General features: G+C 59.1%; 15 protein-coding genes. 12 read left to right on the top strand and 3 right to left on the bottom strand.

The genetic code is table 11. From position 1 onward, the window contains the following. The first annotated feature begins 8 nt into the window (after nt 1-8). From ssuC to LOY36_RS27215, 3 genes are read left to right on the top strand one after another with little or no spacing between them, the layout of a single operon-like run. On the top strand, nt 9-791 hold the full coding sequence (gene ssuC / locus LOY36_RS27225) for an aliphatic sulfonate ABC transporter permease SsuC (protein ID WP_018928627.1): 783 nt from the start codon (nt 9-11) through the stop codon (nt 789-791). Beyond that, nucleotides 788-1,594 (top strand): aliphatic sulfonates ABC transporter ATP-binding protein, encoded by an 807-nt coding sequence (ssuB, locus tag LOY36_RS27220; RefSeq protein ID WP_258671546.1) that lies wholly within the window; start codon nt 788-790, stop codon nt 1,592-1,594. Before ssuC ends, ssuB begins: the two co-directional genes overlap by 4 nt. A gap of 33 nt (nt 1,595-1,627) precedes the next feature. Next, nucleotides 1,628-1,843 carry a molybdopterin-binding protein gene (locus LOY36_RS27215; protein ID WP_003229256.1) on the top strand — a complete coding sequence of 72 codons (216 nt, stop codon included), beginning with the start codon at nt 1,628-1,630 and terminating at the stop codon, nt 1,841-1,843. Between the two features lie 95 nt (nt 1,844-1,938). On the opposite strand, the gene LOY36_RS27210 is transcribed toward LOY36_RS27215, so the two are convergent. Together LOY36_RS27210 and LOY36_RS27205 are read right to left on the bottom strand one after the other, a co-directional pair. Beyond that, nucleotides 1,939-2,574, bottom strand: a complete 636-nt coding sequence (locus LOY36_RS27210) for a TetR/AcrR family transcriptional regulator (RefSeq protein ID WP_258671545.1) — start codon at nt 2,572-2,574, stop codon at nt 1,939-1,941. A gap of 263 nt (nt 2,575-2,837) precedes the next feature. Then, nucleotides 2,838-4,214 carry a glutamine synthetase family protein gene (locus tag LOY36_RS27205; protein ID WP_018928630.1) on the bottom strand — a complete coding sequence of 459 codons (1,377 nt, stop codon included), beginning with the start codon at nt 4,212-4,214 and terminating at the stop codon, nt 2,838-2,840. A gap of 278 nt (nt 4,215-4,492) precedes the next feature. Here LOY36_RS27205 and LOY36_RS27200 point away from each other — a divergent pair, with 278 nt between their 5' ends. The 8 genes from LOY36_RS27200 to LOY36_RS27165 all read left to right on the top strand — a co-directional run bounded on the left by LOY36_RS27200 (nt 4,493) and on the right by LOY36_RS27165 (nt 13,724). After that, entirely contained in the window at nt 4,493-5,269 is a 777-nt protein-coding gene (locus LOY36_RS27200) for a gamma-glutamyl-gamma-aminobutyrate hydrolase family protein (RefSeq protein WP_064621023.1), read from the top strand. Nucleotides 5,270-5,307: 38 nt separating this feature from the next. Beyond that, entirely contained in the window at nt 5,308-6,666 is a 1,359-nt protein-coding gene (locus tag LOY36_RS27195; RefSeq protein ID WP_018928632.1) for a glutamine synthetase family protein, read from the top strand. Nucleotides 6,667-6,738: 72 nt separating this feature from the next. Further along, complete coding sequence (locus LOY36_RS27190; RefSeq protein ID WP_019650174.1) at nt 6,739-8,103, top strand: aspartate aminotransferase family protein; 1,365 nt, start codon at nt 6,739-6,741, stop codon at nt 8,101-8,103. Between the two features lie 182 nt (nt 8,104-8,285). Beyond that, nucleotides 8,286-9,380 (top strand): polyamine ABC transporter substrate-binding protein, encoded by a 1,095-nt coding sequence (locus LOY36_RS27185; protein ID WP_018928634.1) that lies wholly within the window; start codon nt 8,286-8,288, stop codon nt 9,378-9,380. A 238-nt stretch (nt 9,381-9,618) separates the two neighbouring features. Then, on the top strand, nt 9,619-10,716 hold the full coding sequence (locus tag LOY36_RS27180) for a polyamine ABC transporter substrate-binding protein (protein ID WP_309475223.1): 1,098 nt from the start codon (nt 9,619-9,621) through the stop codon (nt 10,714-10,716). A 61-nt stretch (nt 10,717-10,777) separates the two neighbouring features. Next, entirely contained in the window at nt 10,778-11,920 is a 1,143-nt protein-coding gene (locus LOY36_RS27175; protein WP_105340744.1) for an ABC transporter ATP-binding protein, read from the top strand. Then, nucleotides 11,917-12,837 (top strand): ABC transporter permease subunit, encoded by a 921-nt coding sequence (locus LOY36_RS27170; protein WP_018928637.1) that lies wholly within the window; start codon nt 11,917-11,919, stop codon nt 12,835-12,837. Before LOY36_RS27175 ends, LOY36_RS27170 begins: the two co-directional genes overlap by 4 nt. Continuing rightward, nucleotides 12,834-13,724: an ABC transporter permease subunit gene (locus LOY36_RS27165; RefSeq protein WP_018928638.1), complete on the top strand. Its 891-nt coding sequence runs from the start codon at nt 12,834-12,836 to the stop codon at nt 13,722-13,724. Before LOY36_RS27170 ends, LOY36_RS27165 begins: the two co-directional genes overlap by 4 nt. 139 nt (nt 13,725-13,863) lie before the next feature. Here LOY36_RS27165 and LOY36_RS27160 read toward each other — a convergent pair whose 3' ends face one another. Continuing rightward, on the bottom strand, nt 13,864-14,505 hold the full coding sequence (locus LOY36_RS27160; RefSeq protein ID WP_258671542.1) for an HD domain-containing protein: 642 nt from the start codon (nt 14,503-14,505) through the stop codon (nt 13,864-13,866). Nucleotides 14,506-14,735: 230 nt separating this feature from the next. On the opposite strand from LOY36_RS27160, the gene LOY36_RS27155 reads away from it, so the two are divergent. Continuing rightward, nucleotides 14,736-15,701 carry a GlxA family transcriptional regulator gene (locus LOY36_RS27155; RefSeq protein ID WP_258671540.1) on the top strand — a complete coding sequence of 322 codons (966 nt, stop codon included), beginning with the start codon at nt 14,736-14,738 and terminating at the stop codon, nt 15,699-15,701. Nucleotides 15,702-15,709 lie beyond the last annotated feature (8 nt).

The following is a 15,709-nucleotide window of genomic DNA, read 5'->3' as shown; positions in this document are numbered from 1 at the left end:
GCGTGGCCATGAAGAAAACTATCCACAGCCTCGCACCCTGGGTGTTGCCGATTCTGTTGCTGGCGGTATGGCAGTTGTCGGTGTCGGCGGGCTGGTTGTCGACGCGGATTCTGCCGGCGCCAATCGCGGTGATCGAAGCCGGTGTGAGCCTGTTCCGCAGCGGTGAAATCTGGACTCACCTGGCTATCAGCGGCTGGCGCGCGGCACTCGGGTTCGCCATCGGCGGCGGCATTGGCCTGGCGCTGGGCTTTATCACCGGCCTGTCGAAGTGGGGCGAGCGCCTGCTCGACAGTTCGGTGCAGATGATCCGCAACGTACCGCACCTGGCGCTGATTCCGCTGGTGATCCTGTGGTTCGGCATCGATGAGTCGGCGAAGATTTTCCTGGTGGCGTTGGGCACGTTGTTCCCGATCTACCTCAACACTTACCACGGCATCCGCAACGTCGATCCGGCGCTGGTGGAAATGTCCCGCAGTTATGGCCTGTCCGGTTTCAGCCTATTCCGTCAGGTGATCCTGCCCGGTGCGCTGCCTTCGATTCTGGTCGGTGTGCGTTTTGCCCTGGGCTTCATGTGGCTGACCCTGATCGTCGCCGAAACCATCTCCGCCAACGCCGGCATCGGCTACCTGGCGATGAATGCCCGGGAGTTCTTGCAGACCGACGTGGTGGTGCTGGCGATTCTGTTGTATGCCGTGCTCGGCAAACTCGCTGATCTCGCGGCCCGTGGGCTCGAGCGTGTGTGGCTGCGCTGGCATCCGGCCTATCAGGTTGCCAAGGGAGGTGCCGCATGACGGCTCAACAACCTCCACGCCTGCTGCGCGGAATTCCGCTGGCAGTGCGCAAGCTGCAAAAGATCTTCGGTTCGCGGCAGGTGCTGCGTGAAATCGACCTGCACATTCCGGCCGGGCAGTTTGTGGCGGTGGTCGGGCGTAGCGGTTGCGGCAAAAGCACCTTGCTGCGCTTGCTCGCTGGTCTCGACAAACCCACGGCTGGCGAATTGTTTGCTGGCTCCGCGCCGCTGAGTGACGCCCGGGAAGACACCCGGCTGATGTTCCAGGAAGCGCGGCTGCTGCCGTGGAAAAAGGTCATCGACAACGTCGGTCTCGGGCTCAAGGGCAACTGGCGGCCGCAAGCGCTGGACGCGTTGGAGTCGGTCGGCCTGGCGGACCGCGCCCACGAATGGCCGGCGGCGCTGTCCGGTGGCCAGAAGCAACGCGTGGCCTTGGCCCGCGCGCTGATCCATCAACCGCGCCTGCTGTTGCTCGACGAACCGCTGGGCGCACTGGATGCCCTGACCCGTATTGAAATGCAGCAACTGATTGAACGGCTCTGGCAGACGCACGGTTTCACCGTGTTGCTGGTGACCCACGACGTCAGTGAGGCGGTGGCGATTGCCGATCGGGTGATTCTGATTGAAGAGGGCGAAGTCGGCCTCGACCTGGCAGTGGAATTGCCGCGCCCTCGGGTTCGCGGTTCCCATCGGCTAGCGGCGCTGGAAACCGAAGTGCTTAACCGCGTGCTGTCGGTACCCGGCCAACCGCCGGAACCGGAACCTGTTTCACCCTTGCCCACGCAATTGCGCTGGGCTCAATAACTTAAAGATTCATCAACGACAGGAATCAACATCATGACTATCAAAGCCATCAACGTTCGTAACCAGTTCAAAGGCTCGATCAAGGAAATCGTGCTCGGCGACGTCCTCTCGGAAATCGATGTGCAGACTGCCTCCGGCATCGTCACTTCGGTGATTACCACTCGTTCGGTGAAAGAGCTGGAACTGGTGGTCGGCAGCGAAGTGATCGCGTTTGTGAAATCCACCGAGGTGTCGATCGCCAAGTTGTAAGTGCGTGCGCCAACAACAACCCCGGAGGGTGTGAGCCCTTCGGGGTTTTTTATGCGTGCAGTTGTAGTGATGCTGTATTCGAAGGCTGCGATCTTTTAAAGCGTTGCGCGCTTGGCCAGGTACGGCGGCAGGTACAGGCCCAGATAAGCATCAAACACCCGCATCCCTTCTTCAGCCATGCGCGGCGTGATCTGCCCATGTTGCTGCACCGAGCGTGCATACACTCGATCCCCCAGCTCCATGGCCAGGGCAAACACATCGACGTCTGTCGGCAGTTTCGGCAGTTCGAAGTGGTGGTCGAACAGTTTGTGCATCAGGTCGCCGAGTTCGATGTCGTGCTGGCGGTCAGCCTGGGTGACTTCGGTCAGGCCGTGCTGGGCGAGGATCAACTGGCGGGCGGCGGCGTCTTCGTCGTAGATGTCGAGCATGCGTTGTTCCACCAGTCGCGACAAATCGCGCCAGCCGTTGAGGGCGTGGTGGTCGATGGGCGCTTGCAGGCAAGCACGGAACGCGGCGTGGACGTCGGCGGTCAGGGCTTCGAGCAGGGCCGGGACGCTGGCGAAAAAGTGGTAGACGGAGGAGGGCGGGATCTCTGCGCGTTCGGCGACACTGTAGATCGACAGGCTGGCCACGCCCTCGGCGGCCAGCAGCGTGCGGGCGGCATCGAGTATCGAATCGATCCGGGCCTGGCTGCGTGCGCGGGGTTTGCGTGGGGTGGCGAGTCGGGTCATTGAAGTCTCCTGCAGGGCAGCGGGCATTGTACGCAGAGCGCAGAGATGATCCATACCCCGTGGTGAGGGGGCTTGCCCCCGTTGGAGTGCGCAGCAGTCCCCAATCCAGCTAACGCGGTATCCCTGATACAACGAGATTGCCTGTTCTGGGGCTGCTACGCAGCCCTACGGGGGCAAGCCCCCTCGCCACAATGTTTAGTGGTTGGCCATAAAAAAAACGCCGCAGGCTGTAAAGCCGGCGGCGTTGTTTTTACGGCAACCGTTTACACGGTATGCAGGTACCAGTTGTATTCGAGGTCGGAGATGGAGTGTTCGAACTCCTCCAGCTCGCTCTCTTTACAGGCGACGAAGATATCGATGTATTTCGGATCGATGTACTTGGCCATGACTTCGCTGTCGTCCAGCTCGCGCAGTGCATCGCGCAGGTTGTTCGGCAGGCTTTGCTCGTTCTGCTCGTAGCTGTTGCCTTCCACGGGCGCGCCCGGCTCGATCTTGTTGACCAGACCGTGGTGCACACCGGCCAGGACCGAGGCCATCAGCAGGTACGGGTTGGCATCGGCGCCCGCCACACGGTGTTCGATGCGCACGGCATCGGAGGAGCCGGTCGGTACGCGAATCGCCACGGTGCGGTTGTCCAGGCCCCAGCACGGCGAGTTCGGCACGTAGAACTGCGCGCCGAAACGACGGTAGGAGTTGACGTTCGGGCAGAGGAAAGCCATCTGCGCAGGCAGGGTCTCGAGCACACCGCCGATCGCGTGACGCAGTGCGGCGTTCTGCTCGGGATCCTCGCTGGCAAAAATGTTTTTGCCATCTTTATCAAGAATCGAGATGTGGACGTGCAGACCATTACCCGCCTGGCCTGGATAAGGCTTGGCCATGAAGGTGGTGTCCATCTCATGGTCGTAGGCGATGTTTTTGATCAGACGCTTGAGCAGGACCGCGTAGTCGCAGGCCTTGATCGGGTCGGCCACGTGGTGCAGGTTCACTTCGAACTGCGCCGGGGCACTTTCCTTGACGATTGCATCGGCAGGGATGCCTTGCTCTTTCGCACCTTCCAGAATGTCCTGGAGGCAGTCGACGTATTCGTCGAGATCGTCGATCAGGTAGACCTGGGTCGAATGCGGGCGTTTGCCGGAGATCGGCGAGCGTGGCGGTTGCGGGCGACCGTTCACGTTTTCCTGGTCGATCAGGTAGAACTCCAGTTCGAACGCGGCGCAGATGGTCAGCCCCATCTCATCGAACTTGGTCACCACTTGACGCAGGACTTCGCGCGGGTCGGCGAAGAAAGGTTCACCTTCGAGTTCGTGCATGGTCATTAACAGTTGCGCAGTCGGGCGCTTCTGCCAGGGCTCATTGCACAGGGTGTCGGGGATTGGATAGCAGATTCGGTCAGCATCGCCGATGTCCAGGCCCAGGCCGGTGCTTTCCACCGTCGAGCCATTGATATCCAGAGCAAATAGAGAGGCCGGCAGGTTGATGCCTTTCTCGTAAACCTTGTGGAGGCTGGTGCGTTCGATGCGCTTGCCGCGCACCACACCATTCATATCCGCAATCAGAAGGTCAACGTACAGAACCTCAGGATGTTCCTTAAGGAACGCGTTCGCTTCGTTAAGCTGAACGGCACGCGGGGGTACCGACATGATGCAACACCTTTGTTGTTAAAAATATCAATCATTGATCTTTTCAGATTCCAGTCAACCCGAACGGCATGCCGAAGTCAAGCGAGGCCTTTTTTGCCCTAAAAAAGCGCTCGCAAGGCTTTTTTGAGGCACTTTGGGGCGTATTTTTGTCTTCTGACGTCTTGGCGCCCGCGGGCTTGAGCGGGCCGTGTTGTATTTTTTACGGGGGTGTTGTGTAAAAAAATGAACAAGGCTAAGCTCGATTCAAACCCATAACAGCAATAATACCGGGGTGCTTCATGTCTCGCCTGCCGTTAATCGGCGTCACCGCCTGCTCAAAGCAGATCGGTCTGCATGCTTATCACATCAGTGGCGACAAATACGTACGCGCCGTGGCATCAGCTGCCAAAGGCCTGCCGTTGATTCTTCCATCCCTGGCAGATCGACTGGCGCCGTCCGATATTCTGGACGCTCTGGACGGCATTCTGTTTACAGGCTCTCCTTCTAATATAGAACCGTTTCACTACAACGGCCCGGCCAGCGCGCCAGGCACTGCTCATGATTCTGCACGCGATGCCACCACTCTCCCGCTGATCCGCGCCGCTGTCGAGGCTGGCGTTCCCGTGCTCGGTATTTGTCGCGGCTTCCAGGAAATGAATGTGGCGTTCGGTGGCAGCCTGCATCAGAAGGTCCACGAGGCCGGTCCCTTCATGGACCACCGTGAAGACGACAGCCTGCCGCTCGAAGGGCAGTACGCCCCCAGTCACCCGGTGCACGTCCAGCCGGGTGGTGTACTTGCGGGGCTGGGTCTGGCGAGCGACATTCAAGTCAACTCGATTCATGGTCAGGGCGTCGAGCGGCTGGCGCCGGGCCTTCGTGTGGAAGCTGTGGCGCCCGATGGGCTGATCGAAGCGGTCTCTGTGATCGAAGGCAAGGCTTTTGCTTTAGGCGTGCAATGGCATCCCGAATGGCAGGTAAGCTTGAATCCTGACTACCTTGCGATTTTCCAGGCATTTGGCGATGCCTGCCGCAAGCGCGCATTACAACGCGACGCCGATGCGTCAAACAACGCCTGACTTATAAAAGTCAGGAAACTCAAGCCTAAGAGGCATTTATGAGTAACAACCTCGACCAGCTCACCGATTGGTTGAAAGACCACAAGATCACAGAAGTCGAATGCATGATTGGCGACCTGACCGGCATCACCCGGGGCAAGATCTCGCCGACCAATAAGTTCATCGCCGAAAAAGGCATGCGCCTGCCCGAAAGCGTTCTGTTACAGACCGTGACCGGCGACTATGTCGAAGACGACATCTATTACGAACTGCTCGACCCGGCCGACATCGACATGGTCTGCCGCCCCGACCAGAACGCCGTGTTCCTAGTGCCCTGGGCCATCGAACCCACCGCCATCGTGATCCACGACACCTACGACAAGCAGGGCAACCCGATCGAGCTGTCGCCGCGCAACGTGCTCAAGAAGGTACTGAAGCTCTACGCCGACCACGGCTGGCAGCCGATCGTGGCGCCGGAGATGGAGTTCTACCTCACCAAGCGCAGCGATGACCCGGACTACCCGTTGCAACCGCCGATTGGCCGTTCCGGTCGTCCGGAAACCGGTCGCCAGTCGTTCTCCATTGAAGCGGCGAACGAATTCGACCCGTTGTTCGAAGACGTCTACGACTGGTGCGAATTGCAGGAGCTGGACCTCGACACGTTGATCCACGAGGACGGCACTGCGCAGATGGAAATCAACTTCCGTCACGGCGATGCCCTGTCCCTGGCCGACCAGATTCTGGTGTTCAAACGCACCATGCGAGAAGCCGCACTCAAGCACAACGTGGCGGCGACCTTCATGGCCAAGCCCATGACTGGCGAGCCGGGCAGTGCCATGCATTTGCACCAGAGCATCATCGACATCGAGACCGGCAAAAACGTCTTCTCCAATGAAGACGGGACCATGAGCCAGCTGTTCCTCCATCACATCGGCGGTTTGCAGAAATTCATCCCTGAGTTGCTGCCGCTGTTCGCGCCCAACGTCAATTCGTTCCGCCGCTTCCTGCCGGATACCTCGGCACCGGTGAACGTGGAGTGGGGCGAAGAGAACCGCACCGTGGGCCTGCGGGTGCCGGATGCCGGGCCGCAGAACCGTCGGGTGGAAAACCGTCTGCCGGGTGCCGACGCCAACCCTTACCTGGCCATCGCCGCCAGCCTGTTGTGCGGCCTGATCGGCATGCTCGAAGGGCATAACCCGAGTGCCCCGGTGGTGGGGCGTGGTTACGAGCGGCGCAATCTGCGCCTGCCGTTAACCATCGAAGATGCGCTGGATCGCATGGAAAACAGCAAGACCATCGAAAAGTATCTGGGCAAGAAATTCATCACAGGCTACGTCGCGGTCAAGCGGGCCGAGCATGAAAACTTCAAGCGCGTGATCAGTTCGTGGGAGCGGGAGTTCCTGCTCTTCGCCGTCTGATGCGCCGGGCGCGACAAGGGGCGTGATTGCCCTCTGACGTCGCGCCGTCACTGCAATCCAAGGAGAATTCGCATGACCAGCAACAACCCGCAAACCCGTGCATGGCAAACCCTGAGCAATGATCACCACCTGGCCCCGTTCAGCGACTTCAAGCAGCTGAAAGAGAAAGGCCCGCGGATCATCACCAATGCCAAGGGTGTTTACCTCTGGGACAGCGAAGGCAACAAGATCCTCGACGGCATGGCCGGTCTGTGGTGCGTCGCGATCGGCTATGGTCGCGATGAACTGGCCGATGCCGCCGCCAAGCAAATGCGTGAACTGCCTTATTACAACCTGTTCTTCCAGACCGCTCACCCGCCGGTGCTGGAACTGGCCAAGGTCATCGCCGACATCGCGCCTGAAGGCATGAATCATGTGTTCTTCACCGGTTCCGGTTCTGAAGGCAACGACACCATGCTGCGGATGGTTCGCCACTACTGGGCGATCAAGGGCCAGCCGAAGAAGAAAGTCATCATCAGCCGCAAGAACGGCTATCACGGCTCCACCGTGGCCGGCGCGAGCCTGGGTGGCATGACGTACATGCACGAACAGGGCGATTTGCCGATCCCGGGCATCGTCCACATCGCCCAACCGTACTGGTTCGGTGAAGGCGGTGACATGACGCCACAAGAGTTCGGTATCTGGGCGGCCAATCAGCTGGAAGAGAAGATTCTGGAAATCGGCGTCGACAACGTCGGTGCCTTTATTGCCGAGCCGATCCAGGGCGCCGGCGGCGTGATCATTCCGCCAGACAGCTACTGGCCGCGCATCAAGGAAATCCTCGCCAAGTACGACATCCTGTTCGTGGCCGACGAGGTGATCTGCGGTTTCGGTCGTACCGGTGAGTGGTTCGGTACCGATTTCTACGACCTCAAGCCTCACATGATGACCATCGCCAAAGGCCTGACGTCCGGCTACATCCCGATGGGTGGCCTGATCGTGCATGACGATGTGGTCGAGGTGCTCAACGAAGGTGGTGATTTCAACCACGGTTTCACCTATTCCGGGCACCCGGTGGCCGCGGCGGTGGCGCTGGAAAACATCCGCATCCTGCGCGATGAGAAAATTGTCGAGCATGTGCGGGCAGAAACGGCACCTTATTTGCAAAAGCGTCTACGGGAACTGAACGATCATCCGTTGGTGGGGGAAGTGCGTGGGGTCGGTCTGTTGGGGGCTATCGAGCTGGTTCAGGACAAGGCCACTCGCAAACGTTACGAAGGCAAGGGCGTCGGCATGATCTGCCGGCAGTTCTGCTTCGACAACGGCCTGATCATGCGTGCGGTCGGCGACACCATGATCATTGCTCCGCCACTGGTGATTACACCGGCTGAAATCGACGAGTTGGTGACCAAGGCGCGCAAGTGCCTGGACCTGACCCTGAGTGCGTTGCAGGGCTAAGTGCTAGGCTCTGAGCGAGGTGCAATGTCTGCACTTCGCTTAGTGCAAACAAAGGATGGGTCTTTCCTTGAAAGCCTGCCTTGGATCTTGCCAGACTAACGGTTGTTCGGATGCCCTGTAACAGGCTGCTGAGCACGTGGTTAAAAAGAAAAACTGGAGCATTACCCATGAAGGCATTAGGTATGAAGATAACTGGCAAGACCCTCCTCGCCATGTCCCTGATGGGCGTGATGGCGGGCGCCGTTCAGGCCGACGATAAAGTGCTGCACGTGTACAACTGGTCCGATTACATCGCACCGGACACCATCGCGAACTTCGAAAAAGAGTCCGGGATCAAGGTGGTGTACGACGTATTCGACAGCAACGAAACCCTGGAAGCCAAGTTGCTGGCAGGCAAGTCCGGTTACGACGTTGTCGTACCGTCGAACAACTTCCTCGCCAAGCAAATCAAGGCCGGTGTTTACCGGGAGCTGGACAAGTCCAAGCTGTCCAACTACGGCAACCTGAACAAATCACTGCTTAAAGCGGTTTCCGTCAGTGACCCGGACAACAAACACGCCTTCCCTTACATGTGGGGCTCGATCGGGATCGGTTACAACCCCGAGAAGGTCAAGGCAGCACTGGGCGTCGACACGATCGATTCCTGGGACACCCTGCTCAAGCCTGAAAACATTGCCAAGCTCAAAGGCTGCGGTGTGAGCTTCCTGGATTCGCCTACCGAAATGCTGCCGGTCGCCCTGCATTACCTGGGTCTGCCAACCGACAGCCAGAAGAAAGAAGACATCAAGAAAGCCGAGGAACTGTTCCTCAAGATTCGTCCTTCGATCACCTACTTCCACTCGTCCAAGTACATCTCGGACCTGGCCAACGGCAACATCTGCGTAGCCGTCGGCTATTCGGGGGACGTCCAGCAAGCCAAGTCCCGTGCTGCCGAAGCCGGTGACAAGGTGAAAGTCAGCTACGCCATTCCAAAAGAAGGCGCTGGCAGCTTCTACGACATGGTCGCAATCCCCAAGGATGCGGAAAACGTCGAGGGGGCCTACAAGTTCATGAACTACCTGCTGCAACCGAAAGTAATGGCTGACATCACTAACGCCGTGCGTTTCCCTAACGGTAATGCTGAAGCCACCCAGTATGTGAGCAAGGACATCACTTCGGATCCGGGCATCTATCCGACTCCTGAAGTGCAGGCCAAGCTGTATGCGATCGCTGATTTGCCAGCCGCAACCCAGCGTGAACTGACCCGCAGCTGGACCAAGATCAAATCCGGTAAATAAGTAATAAACCTTGTAGCAGCTGCCGAAGGCTGCGTTGAGGTCCGAAGGACCTCCGCTTTTCGACAGCACAACTGCTTCGCAGTTGAACGCAGCCTGCGGCAGCTGCTACAGGATCTTCATAAAGTTTGCTGGAACGGTTTTTCGAGGGTAAGTTGCGCGCCGGTTTTGTTGTCAGGCAGCCATGGCTGTCATGTAACGCGGGGCAACTTGGGCCCAACTAATTTTAGAGGACCTCCACTTGCCTGTTTTTTCTTTTTTGCGCAATGCCCTGCTGGTCGGCGCCGGGCTGACGCTTGCCGTCAGTGCCCAGGCCACCGGCACGGTGCATATTTATAACTGGTCGGACTACATCGGTGAGACCACCCTGGCCGACTTCCAGAAAGAAGCCGGTATCAAGCCGATTTACGACGTATTCGATTCCAACGAAACCCTGGAAGGCAAGTTGCTGGCCGGGCGTACCGGTTACGACGTGGTCGTGCCGTCCAACCACTTCCTTGGCAAGCAAATCAAGGCCGGCGCTTTCCAGAAGCTCGACAAGTCTAAGCTGACCAACTATTCCAACCTCGACCCGGTGTTGCTCAAGCGCCTGGAGCAGAACGATCCGGGTAACCAATATGCCGTGCCGTATCTGTGGGGCACCAACGGCATCGGTTACAACGTCGACAAGATCAAGGCTGTGCTGGGCCTCGACAAGATCGATTCCTGGGATGTGGTGTTCGAGCCGCAGAACCTCAAGAAGCTGCACAGCTGCGGTGTCGCGTTCCTCGACTCCGCCGATGAAATGATGCCTACGGTCCTTAACTACATGGGCCTGAACGCCAACAGCACCAACCCCGAAGACTACAAAAAGGCCGAGGCTAAATTGCTGGCGGTGCGGCCTTATGTGACGTACTTCCACTCATCCAAATACATCGCGGACCTGGCCAACGGCGATATCTGCGTTGCGATCGGTTTTTCCGGCGATATGTTCCAGGCCAAGGCCCGCGCGGCTGAAGCCGGCAAAGGCATGAACATCGCCTACTCGATTCCAAAAGAGGGCGGCGCGCTCTGGTTCGACATGCTGGCGATCCCCAAGGACGCAGCCAACGTCAAGGAAGCGCACGCCTTCATCAACTATTTGCTCAAGCCTGAGGTGATCGCCAAGGTCAGCGATGCCGTGGGCTACGCCAACCCAAACCCTGGGTCGGACAAACTGATGGAACAATCCATACGCACTGACGCGTCGGTTTATCCGCCGCAAGCGGTCCTCGACAAGATGTACGTGTCCATCGAGTTACCGCCGAACATTCAACGTTTGATGACGCGCAGCTGGACCAAGGTCAAGTCGGGCAAATAGCGTCAAACTATCCAGGTTCGCCACATTGAGCGAACTGCAAATTCTGTTGGGAGTTTCGTAAATGGCAGTTGCCTCCGGCGCCTATAAGAAAGCCCTCGAGGGCGACCAATCACCTAAACAGGTGTTGGTCAAAATCGACCGGGTCACCAAAAAGTTCGACGAGACGATTGCCGTGGACGACGTGTCCCTGGAAATCAAGAAAGGCGAAATCTTCGCCTTGCTCGGCGGCTCGGGTTCGGGCAAATCCACCTTGCTGCGGATGCTGGCAGGTTTCGAACGGCCCACGGAGGGGCGCATTTTCCTCGATGGCGTAGACATCACTGACATGCCGCCGTACGAGCGGCCGATCAACATGATGTTCCAGTCCTACGCCTTGTTCCCGCACATGACCGTGGCGCAGAACATCGCTTTCGGCCTCAAGCAGGACAAGATCCCGGCGGCCGAGGTCGATGCCCGCGTGGCCGAGATGCTCAAGCTGGTGCAGATGAGCGAGTACGCCAAGCGCAAACCGCATCAGTTGTCCGGTGGTCAGCGTCAGCGCGTGGCCCTGGCGCGTTCGTTGGCCAAGCGGCCGAAGCTGTTGTTGCTCGACGAACCGATGGGCGCGCTGGACAAGAAGCTGCGTTCGCAAATGCAGCTGGAACTGGTCGAGATCATCGAGCGCGTCGGCGTAACCTGCGTCATGGTGACCCACGACCAGGAAGAGGCCATGACCATGGCCGAGCGCATCGCGATCATGCACCTGGGCTGGATCGCCCAGATCGGCAGCCCGATCGACATCTACGAAACCCCGACCAGCCGCCTGGTCTGCGAATTCATCGGCAACGTCAACATCTTCGAAGGTGAAGTGGTGGACGACGCCGAGGGCCATGCACTGATCACCTGCAAGGATCTGGACCGCAACATTTACGTGGGTCACGGCATCAGCACCTCGGTGCAGGACAAGTCCGTTACCTATGCGATCCGTCCGGAAAAACTGCTGGTGACGGCCGAAATGCCGACCTGCGAACACAACTGGTCCAGCGGCAAGGTGCACGACATCGCCTATCTCGGCGGCCATTCGGTGTTCTATGTCGAACTGCCGAGCGGCAAGCTGGTGCAGTCCTTCGTCGCCAACGCCGAGCGCCGTGGCCAGCGCCCGACTTGGGGTGACCAGGTTTACGTGTGGTGGGAAGACGACAGCGGCGTGGTACTTCGCTCATGAACATGCGCAAACTCAAACGCCGGCTCAATCGAATACTTCCCGGTGGCCGTCAGCTGGTCATCGGGGTTCCGTTCATCTGGCTGTTCATGTTCTTCATGCTGCCGTTCTTCATCGTCCTGAAGATCAGCTTCGCTGAAGCCGACGTGGCCATTCCGCCGTACACCGAGATCTACACCTTCGTTGACCAGAAACTGCAGGTGCTGCTCAACCTGGCCAACTACGCGATGCTGGGCGATGACGAGTTGTACATCGCCGCTTACCTGGGCTCGCTGAAGATGGCGCTGTTCAGCACCATCCTCTGCCTGCTGATCGGCTACCCGATGGCCTATGGCATTGCCACCGCCCGCAAAGAGCTGCAAACGGTGCTGGTGCTGCTGATCATGATGCCGACCTGGACCGCGATCCTGATCCGCGTGTACGCGTGGATGGGCATCCTCAGCAACAACGGGCTGCTCAATGGTTTTCTGATGAGCATGGGCTGGATCGACGAACCGCTGCAGATCCTCAATACCAACCTGGCGGTTTATATCGGGGTGGTTTACTCCTATCTGCCGTTCATGATCCTGCCGCTCTACGCCAACCTGGTGAAACACGATCACAGCCTGCTGGAAGCCGCATCGGACCTGGGTTCGAGCAACTTCAACAGCTTCTGGAAGATCACCGTGCCACTGTCGAAAAACGGCATTATCGCCGGTTGCATGCTGGTGTTCATCCCGGTGGTGGGGGAGTTCGTGATCCCGGAACTGCTCGGCGGTCCGGAAACCCTGATGATCGGTAAAGTGCTCTGGCAAGAGTTCTTCAACAACCGCGACTGGCCGGTGGCGTCTGCCCTGGCGGTGGTGATGCTGGCAATCCTGATTGTGCCGATCATCCTGTTCAACCGTAGTCAGGCCAAGGAAATGGAGGGTAAAGAATGAAGCGCTTCCGTTTCTCGAACCTGATGCTGGTGCTGGGTCTGCTGTTCATCTACGCGCCGATGCTGATCCTGGTGATCTACTCGTTCAACGCCTCGAAACTGGTGACGGTGTGGGGCGGCTGGTCGGTCAAGTGGTACGTCGGCCTGCTCGACAACACGCAACTGATGGGCTCTGTGGTGCGCTCCCTGGAGATCGCCTGCTACACCGCGATTGCCGCGGTGGCGTTGGGCACGCTGGCGGCGTTCGTGCTGACCCGCATCACCCGCTTCAAGGGCCGCACACTGTTTGGTGGGCTGGTCACCGCACCGCTGGTGATGCCGGAAGTGATCACCGGTCTGTCGCTGTTGCTGCTGTTCGTGGCCATGGCGCAGATGATCGGCTGGCCGCAGGAGCGCGGCATCGTCACCATCTGGATCGCCCACACCACATTCTGTGCAGCGTATGTGGCGGTGGTGGTGTCGGCGCGCTTGCGAGAATTGGATTTGTCGATCGAAGAAGCCGCCATGGACCTCGGTGCGCGGCCATGGAAGGTGTTCTTCCTGATCACCATCCCGATGATCGCGCCGTCACTGGCGGCCGGCGGCATGATGTCGTTTGCCTTGTCGCTGGATGATTTGGTGTTGGCGAGCTTCGTGTCCGGGCCAGGGTCGACCACCCTGCCGATGGAAGTGTTCTCGGCGGTGCGCCTGGGGGTGAAGCCTGAGATCAATGCCGTGGCCAGCCTGATTCTGCTGGCGGTGTCGCTGGTGACCTTCCTGGTCTGGTTCTTCAGCCGTCGCGCCGAAGAAAGCCGCAAGCGTGCGATCCAGCAAGCCATCGAGGAAGCCGCTGCCGACTCCTGGAAACAACCGGACGTACGTCGGGCGCAGGCACCGGAAGCGGCGTAGGCTTTGCCCGGTTGGCTACGGAGTCATGGCCAACCGGGATTTAATGTGGGGGCGGGCTTGCTCGCGAAGACGGATTGACATTCAACATCCTTGTTGATTGTGATACCGCTTCGCGAGCAAGCCCGCTCCCACAGTTGTTTTAGGCAACCCAAGGTGATTGGCGGATGACCTCGACGAAATTCATTGGTTTGAACCCTGGTTGCTGATCCGCCAGGACATCGGTCTTCACGTTGCCGAACGTGGTCTGAGGGCGATGACGCAAGCCATCGGCAAAGGCGCAGATGATGCACTCCTTGAATCCTTCCCCCCGTGGATGCGCATGCACCACCGCTTCACGCTGCGCCGTCGAAAACGCCGCATAGTCGATGCCCAACACATCCATCTCAACACCAGCGGTCACCAGCGCCACGGTCGGGCGCAGGTGTTGCGGTACACCCGGTGTGGTGTGCAGGGCAATCGACAACCACACTTGTTCGACATCGTCGTCAGACAAACCATAGGGTTTGAGGAAGGCTCTGGCAGCGTTGGCACTGTCGACTTCGAAACGTTCGTCATCGCTGCGATGTCCTTCCACCAGGCCCAAATCATGAAACATCGCACCGACGTACAGCAGCTCCGGGTCGTAGGCCAACTGCTTGCGCTCACCACTCAGGGCACCGAACAGAAATACCCGGCGTGAGTGGTGATACAGCAGGTCGGACTCTGCGTCGCGAATATATTCAGTGGTGGTCTTGGCTAACGCGCTGTCGGGGATCTTGATGCCGGCGATGCTGCTGCTCATGGTGCTGTCCTCATGGCGAACGCCGTGGCGGCGCTGATGGGTTTAGTCTGTCTGCGCACCAGACACCGGACAATCGATCCATGGCCGCGATCCCGGCCAATCAGCCTACATATCGTGCCAAGCCTCGCTTGTCGGGCACGAATTGGCTAGGGTTGGCGCAGGTTCCCCGAAAGAATGCAGTCCTGTAGCAGCTGACATCCAGCCCAGTGCCATAAAAGGCGTTTCATGCCATGCACAAAACCGTCGCCATTGTCGTATTCCCAGGCGTCCAGTCGCTGGACGTCACTGGTCCCATGGATGTGTTTTCCGAGGCCAATCGTTTCCTGGCACAGGAAGATCACTATCGGCTGGAGGTGATCGGTGTCGAGCGCGGTGTGATGGCGTGCTCCAACGGGTTGTCGCTCAATGCCCATCGGCATTTCAGTGAAGCGCTGGAAGCGTATGACCTGCTATTGGTGGCGGGCGGCCCGCAGTTGCCGTTCCTGAATTTTGGCGCGGTGTTCGATGCCTGGTTGCGCGATGCGTGTGCGCGTGCGCAACGTTTCGGCTCGATTTGCAACGGTGCCTTCATGCTCGCCCGGGCCGGATTGCTCGACGGGCGAACCGTCACCACTCATTGGGGCGACGCCGCGGCGCTGGCGCAGTTGTGCCCGTCGACTCAGGTCGAGGCTGATCGCTTGTACGTGCAGGACGGCGAGCTCTACACCTCGGCCGGGGTCACGGCGGGAATCGATCTGTCGCTGTATCTGCTGGCCCGGGATCACGGGCCGGACGTGGCACTCAGCGTGGCCAAGCGGCTGGTGGTGTTCACCCAGCGCTCGGGCGGGCAATCGCAGTTCAGTCCGTTCCTCACGCCCCATGCCGAACCGACTTCGGCGGTGGCGTTGGTCCAGCTCTATGTGTTGGCCAACCTCAATGGCGACCTGACCATTGCTGATCTGGCCAACGCCGCCAATATGAGCACGCGCAACTTTTCCCGGGTGTTCGCCAAGGAGGCGAAAATCACCCCGGCGGAATTCGTCGAACGGGCGAGGGTGGATGCGGCGCGGGTGATGCTCGAAAGCACCCATGCGCCGCTGAAAACCGTGGCGTACCAGTGTGGGTTTCGCGATGCCCAGCACATGCGCAGTGTGTTCAACCGCAGGCTGGGGGTGACGCCGAAGCAGTTCAGGTTGAATTTTGCGGCGATGGTTTAGCGGCAATT

The organism is Pseudomonas sp. B21-019, from assembly GCF_024749225.1.
GTDB lineage: Bacteria > Pseudomonadota > Gammaproteobacteria > Pseudomonadales > Pseudomonadaceae > Aquipseudomonas.
This window is presented reverse-complemented; position numbering and strand designations above follow the sequence as displayed.

What these genes read in the sequence shown, in the direction of transcription:
- LOY36_RS27185 (WP_018928634.1), top strand. Translation starts at nt 8,286, where the DNA reads ATGAAGATAACTGGCAAGACCCTCCTCGCCATGTCCCTGATGGGCGTG.
- LOY36_RS27170 (WP_018928637.1), top strand. Translation starts at nt 11,917, where the DNA reads ATGAACATGCGCAAACTCAAACGCCGGCTCAATCGAATACTTCCCGGT.
- LOY36_RS27200 (WP_064621023.1), top strand. Translation starts at nt 4,493, where the DNA reads ATGTCTCGCCTGCCGTTAATCGGCGTCACCGCCTGCTCAAAGCAGATC.
- ssuB (WP_258671546.1), top strand. Translation starts at nt 788, where the DNA reads ATGACGGCTCAACAACCTCCACGCCTGCTGCGCGGAATTCCGCTGGCA.
- LOY36_RS27155 (WP_258671540.1), top strand. Translation starts at nt 14,736, where the DNA reads ATGCACAAAACCGTCGCCATTGTCGTATTCCCAGGCGTCCAGTCGCTG.
- LOY36_RS27165 (WP_018928638.1), top strand. Translation starts at nt 12,834, where the DNA reads ATGAAGCGCTTCCGTTTCTCGAACCTGATGCTGGTGCTGGGTCTGCTG.
- LOY36_RS27175 (WP_105340744.1), top strand. Translation starts at nt 10,778, where the DNA reads ATGGCAGTTGCCTCCGGCGCCTATAAGAAAGCCCTCGAGGGCGACCAA.
- LOY36_RS27195 (WP_018928632.1), top strand. Translation starts at nt 5,308, where the DNA reads ATGAGTAACAACCTCGACCAGCTCACCGATTGGTTGAAAGACCACAAG.
- LOY36_RS27160 (WP_258671542.1), bottom strand. Translation starts at nt 14,505, where the DNA reads ATGAGCAGCAGCATCGCCGGCATCAAGATCCCCGACAGCGCGTTAGCC.
- LOY36_RS27210 (WP_258671545.1), bottom strand. Translation starts at nt 2,574, where the DNA reads ATGACCCGACTCGCCACCCCACGCAAACCCCGCGCACGCAGCCAGGCC.
- LOY36_RS27190 (WP_019650174.1), top strand. Translation starts at nt 6,739, where the DNA reads ATGACCAGCAACAACCCGCAAACCCGTGCATGGCAAACCCTGAGCAAT.
- LOY36_RS27215 (WP_003229256.1), top strand. Translation starts at nt 1,628, where the DNA reads ATGACTATCAAAGCCATCAACGTTCGTAACCAGTTCAAAGGCTCGATC.
- ssuC (WP_018928627.1), top strand. Translation starts at nt 9, where the DNA reads ATGAAGAAAACTATCCACAGCCTCGCACCCTGGGTGTTGCCGATTCTG.
- LOY36_RS27205 (WP_018928630.1), bottom strand. Translation starts at nt 4,214, where the DNA reads ATGTCGGTACCCCCGCGTGCCGTTCAGCTTAACGAAGCGAACGCGTTC.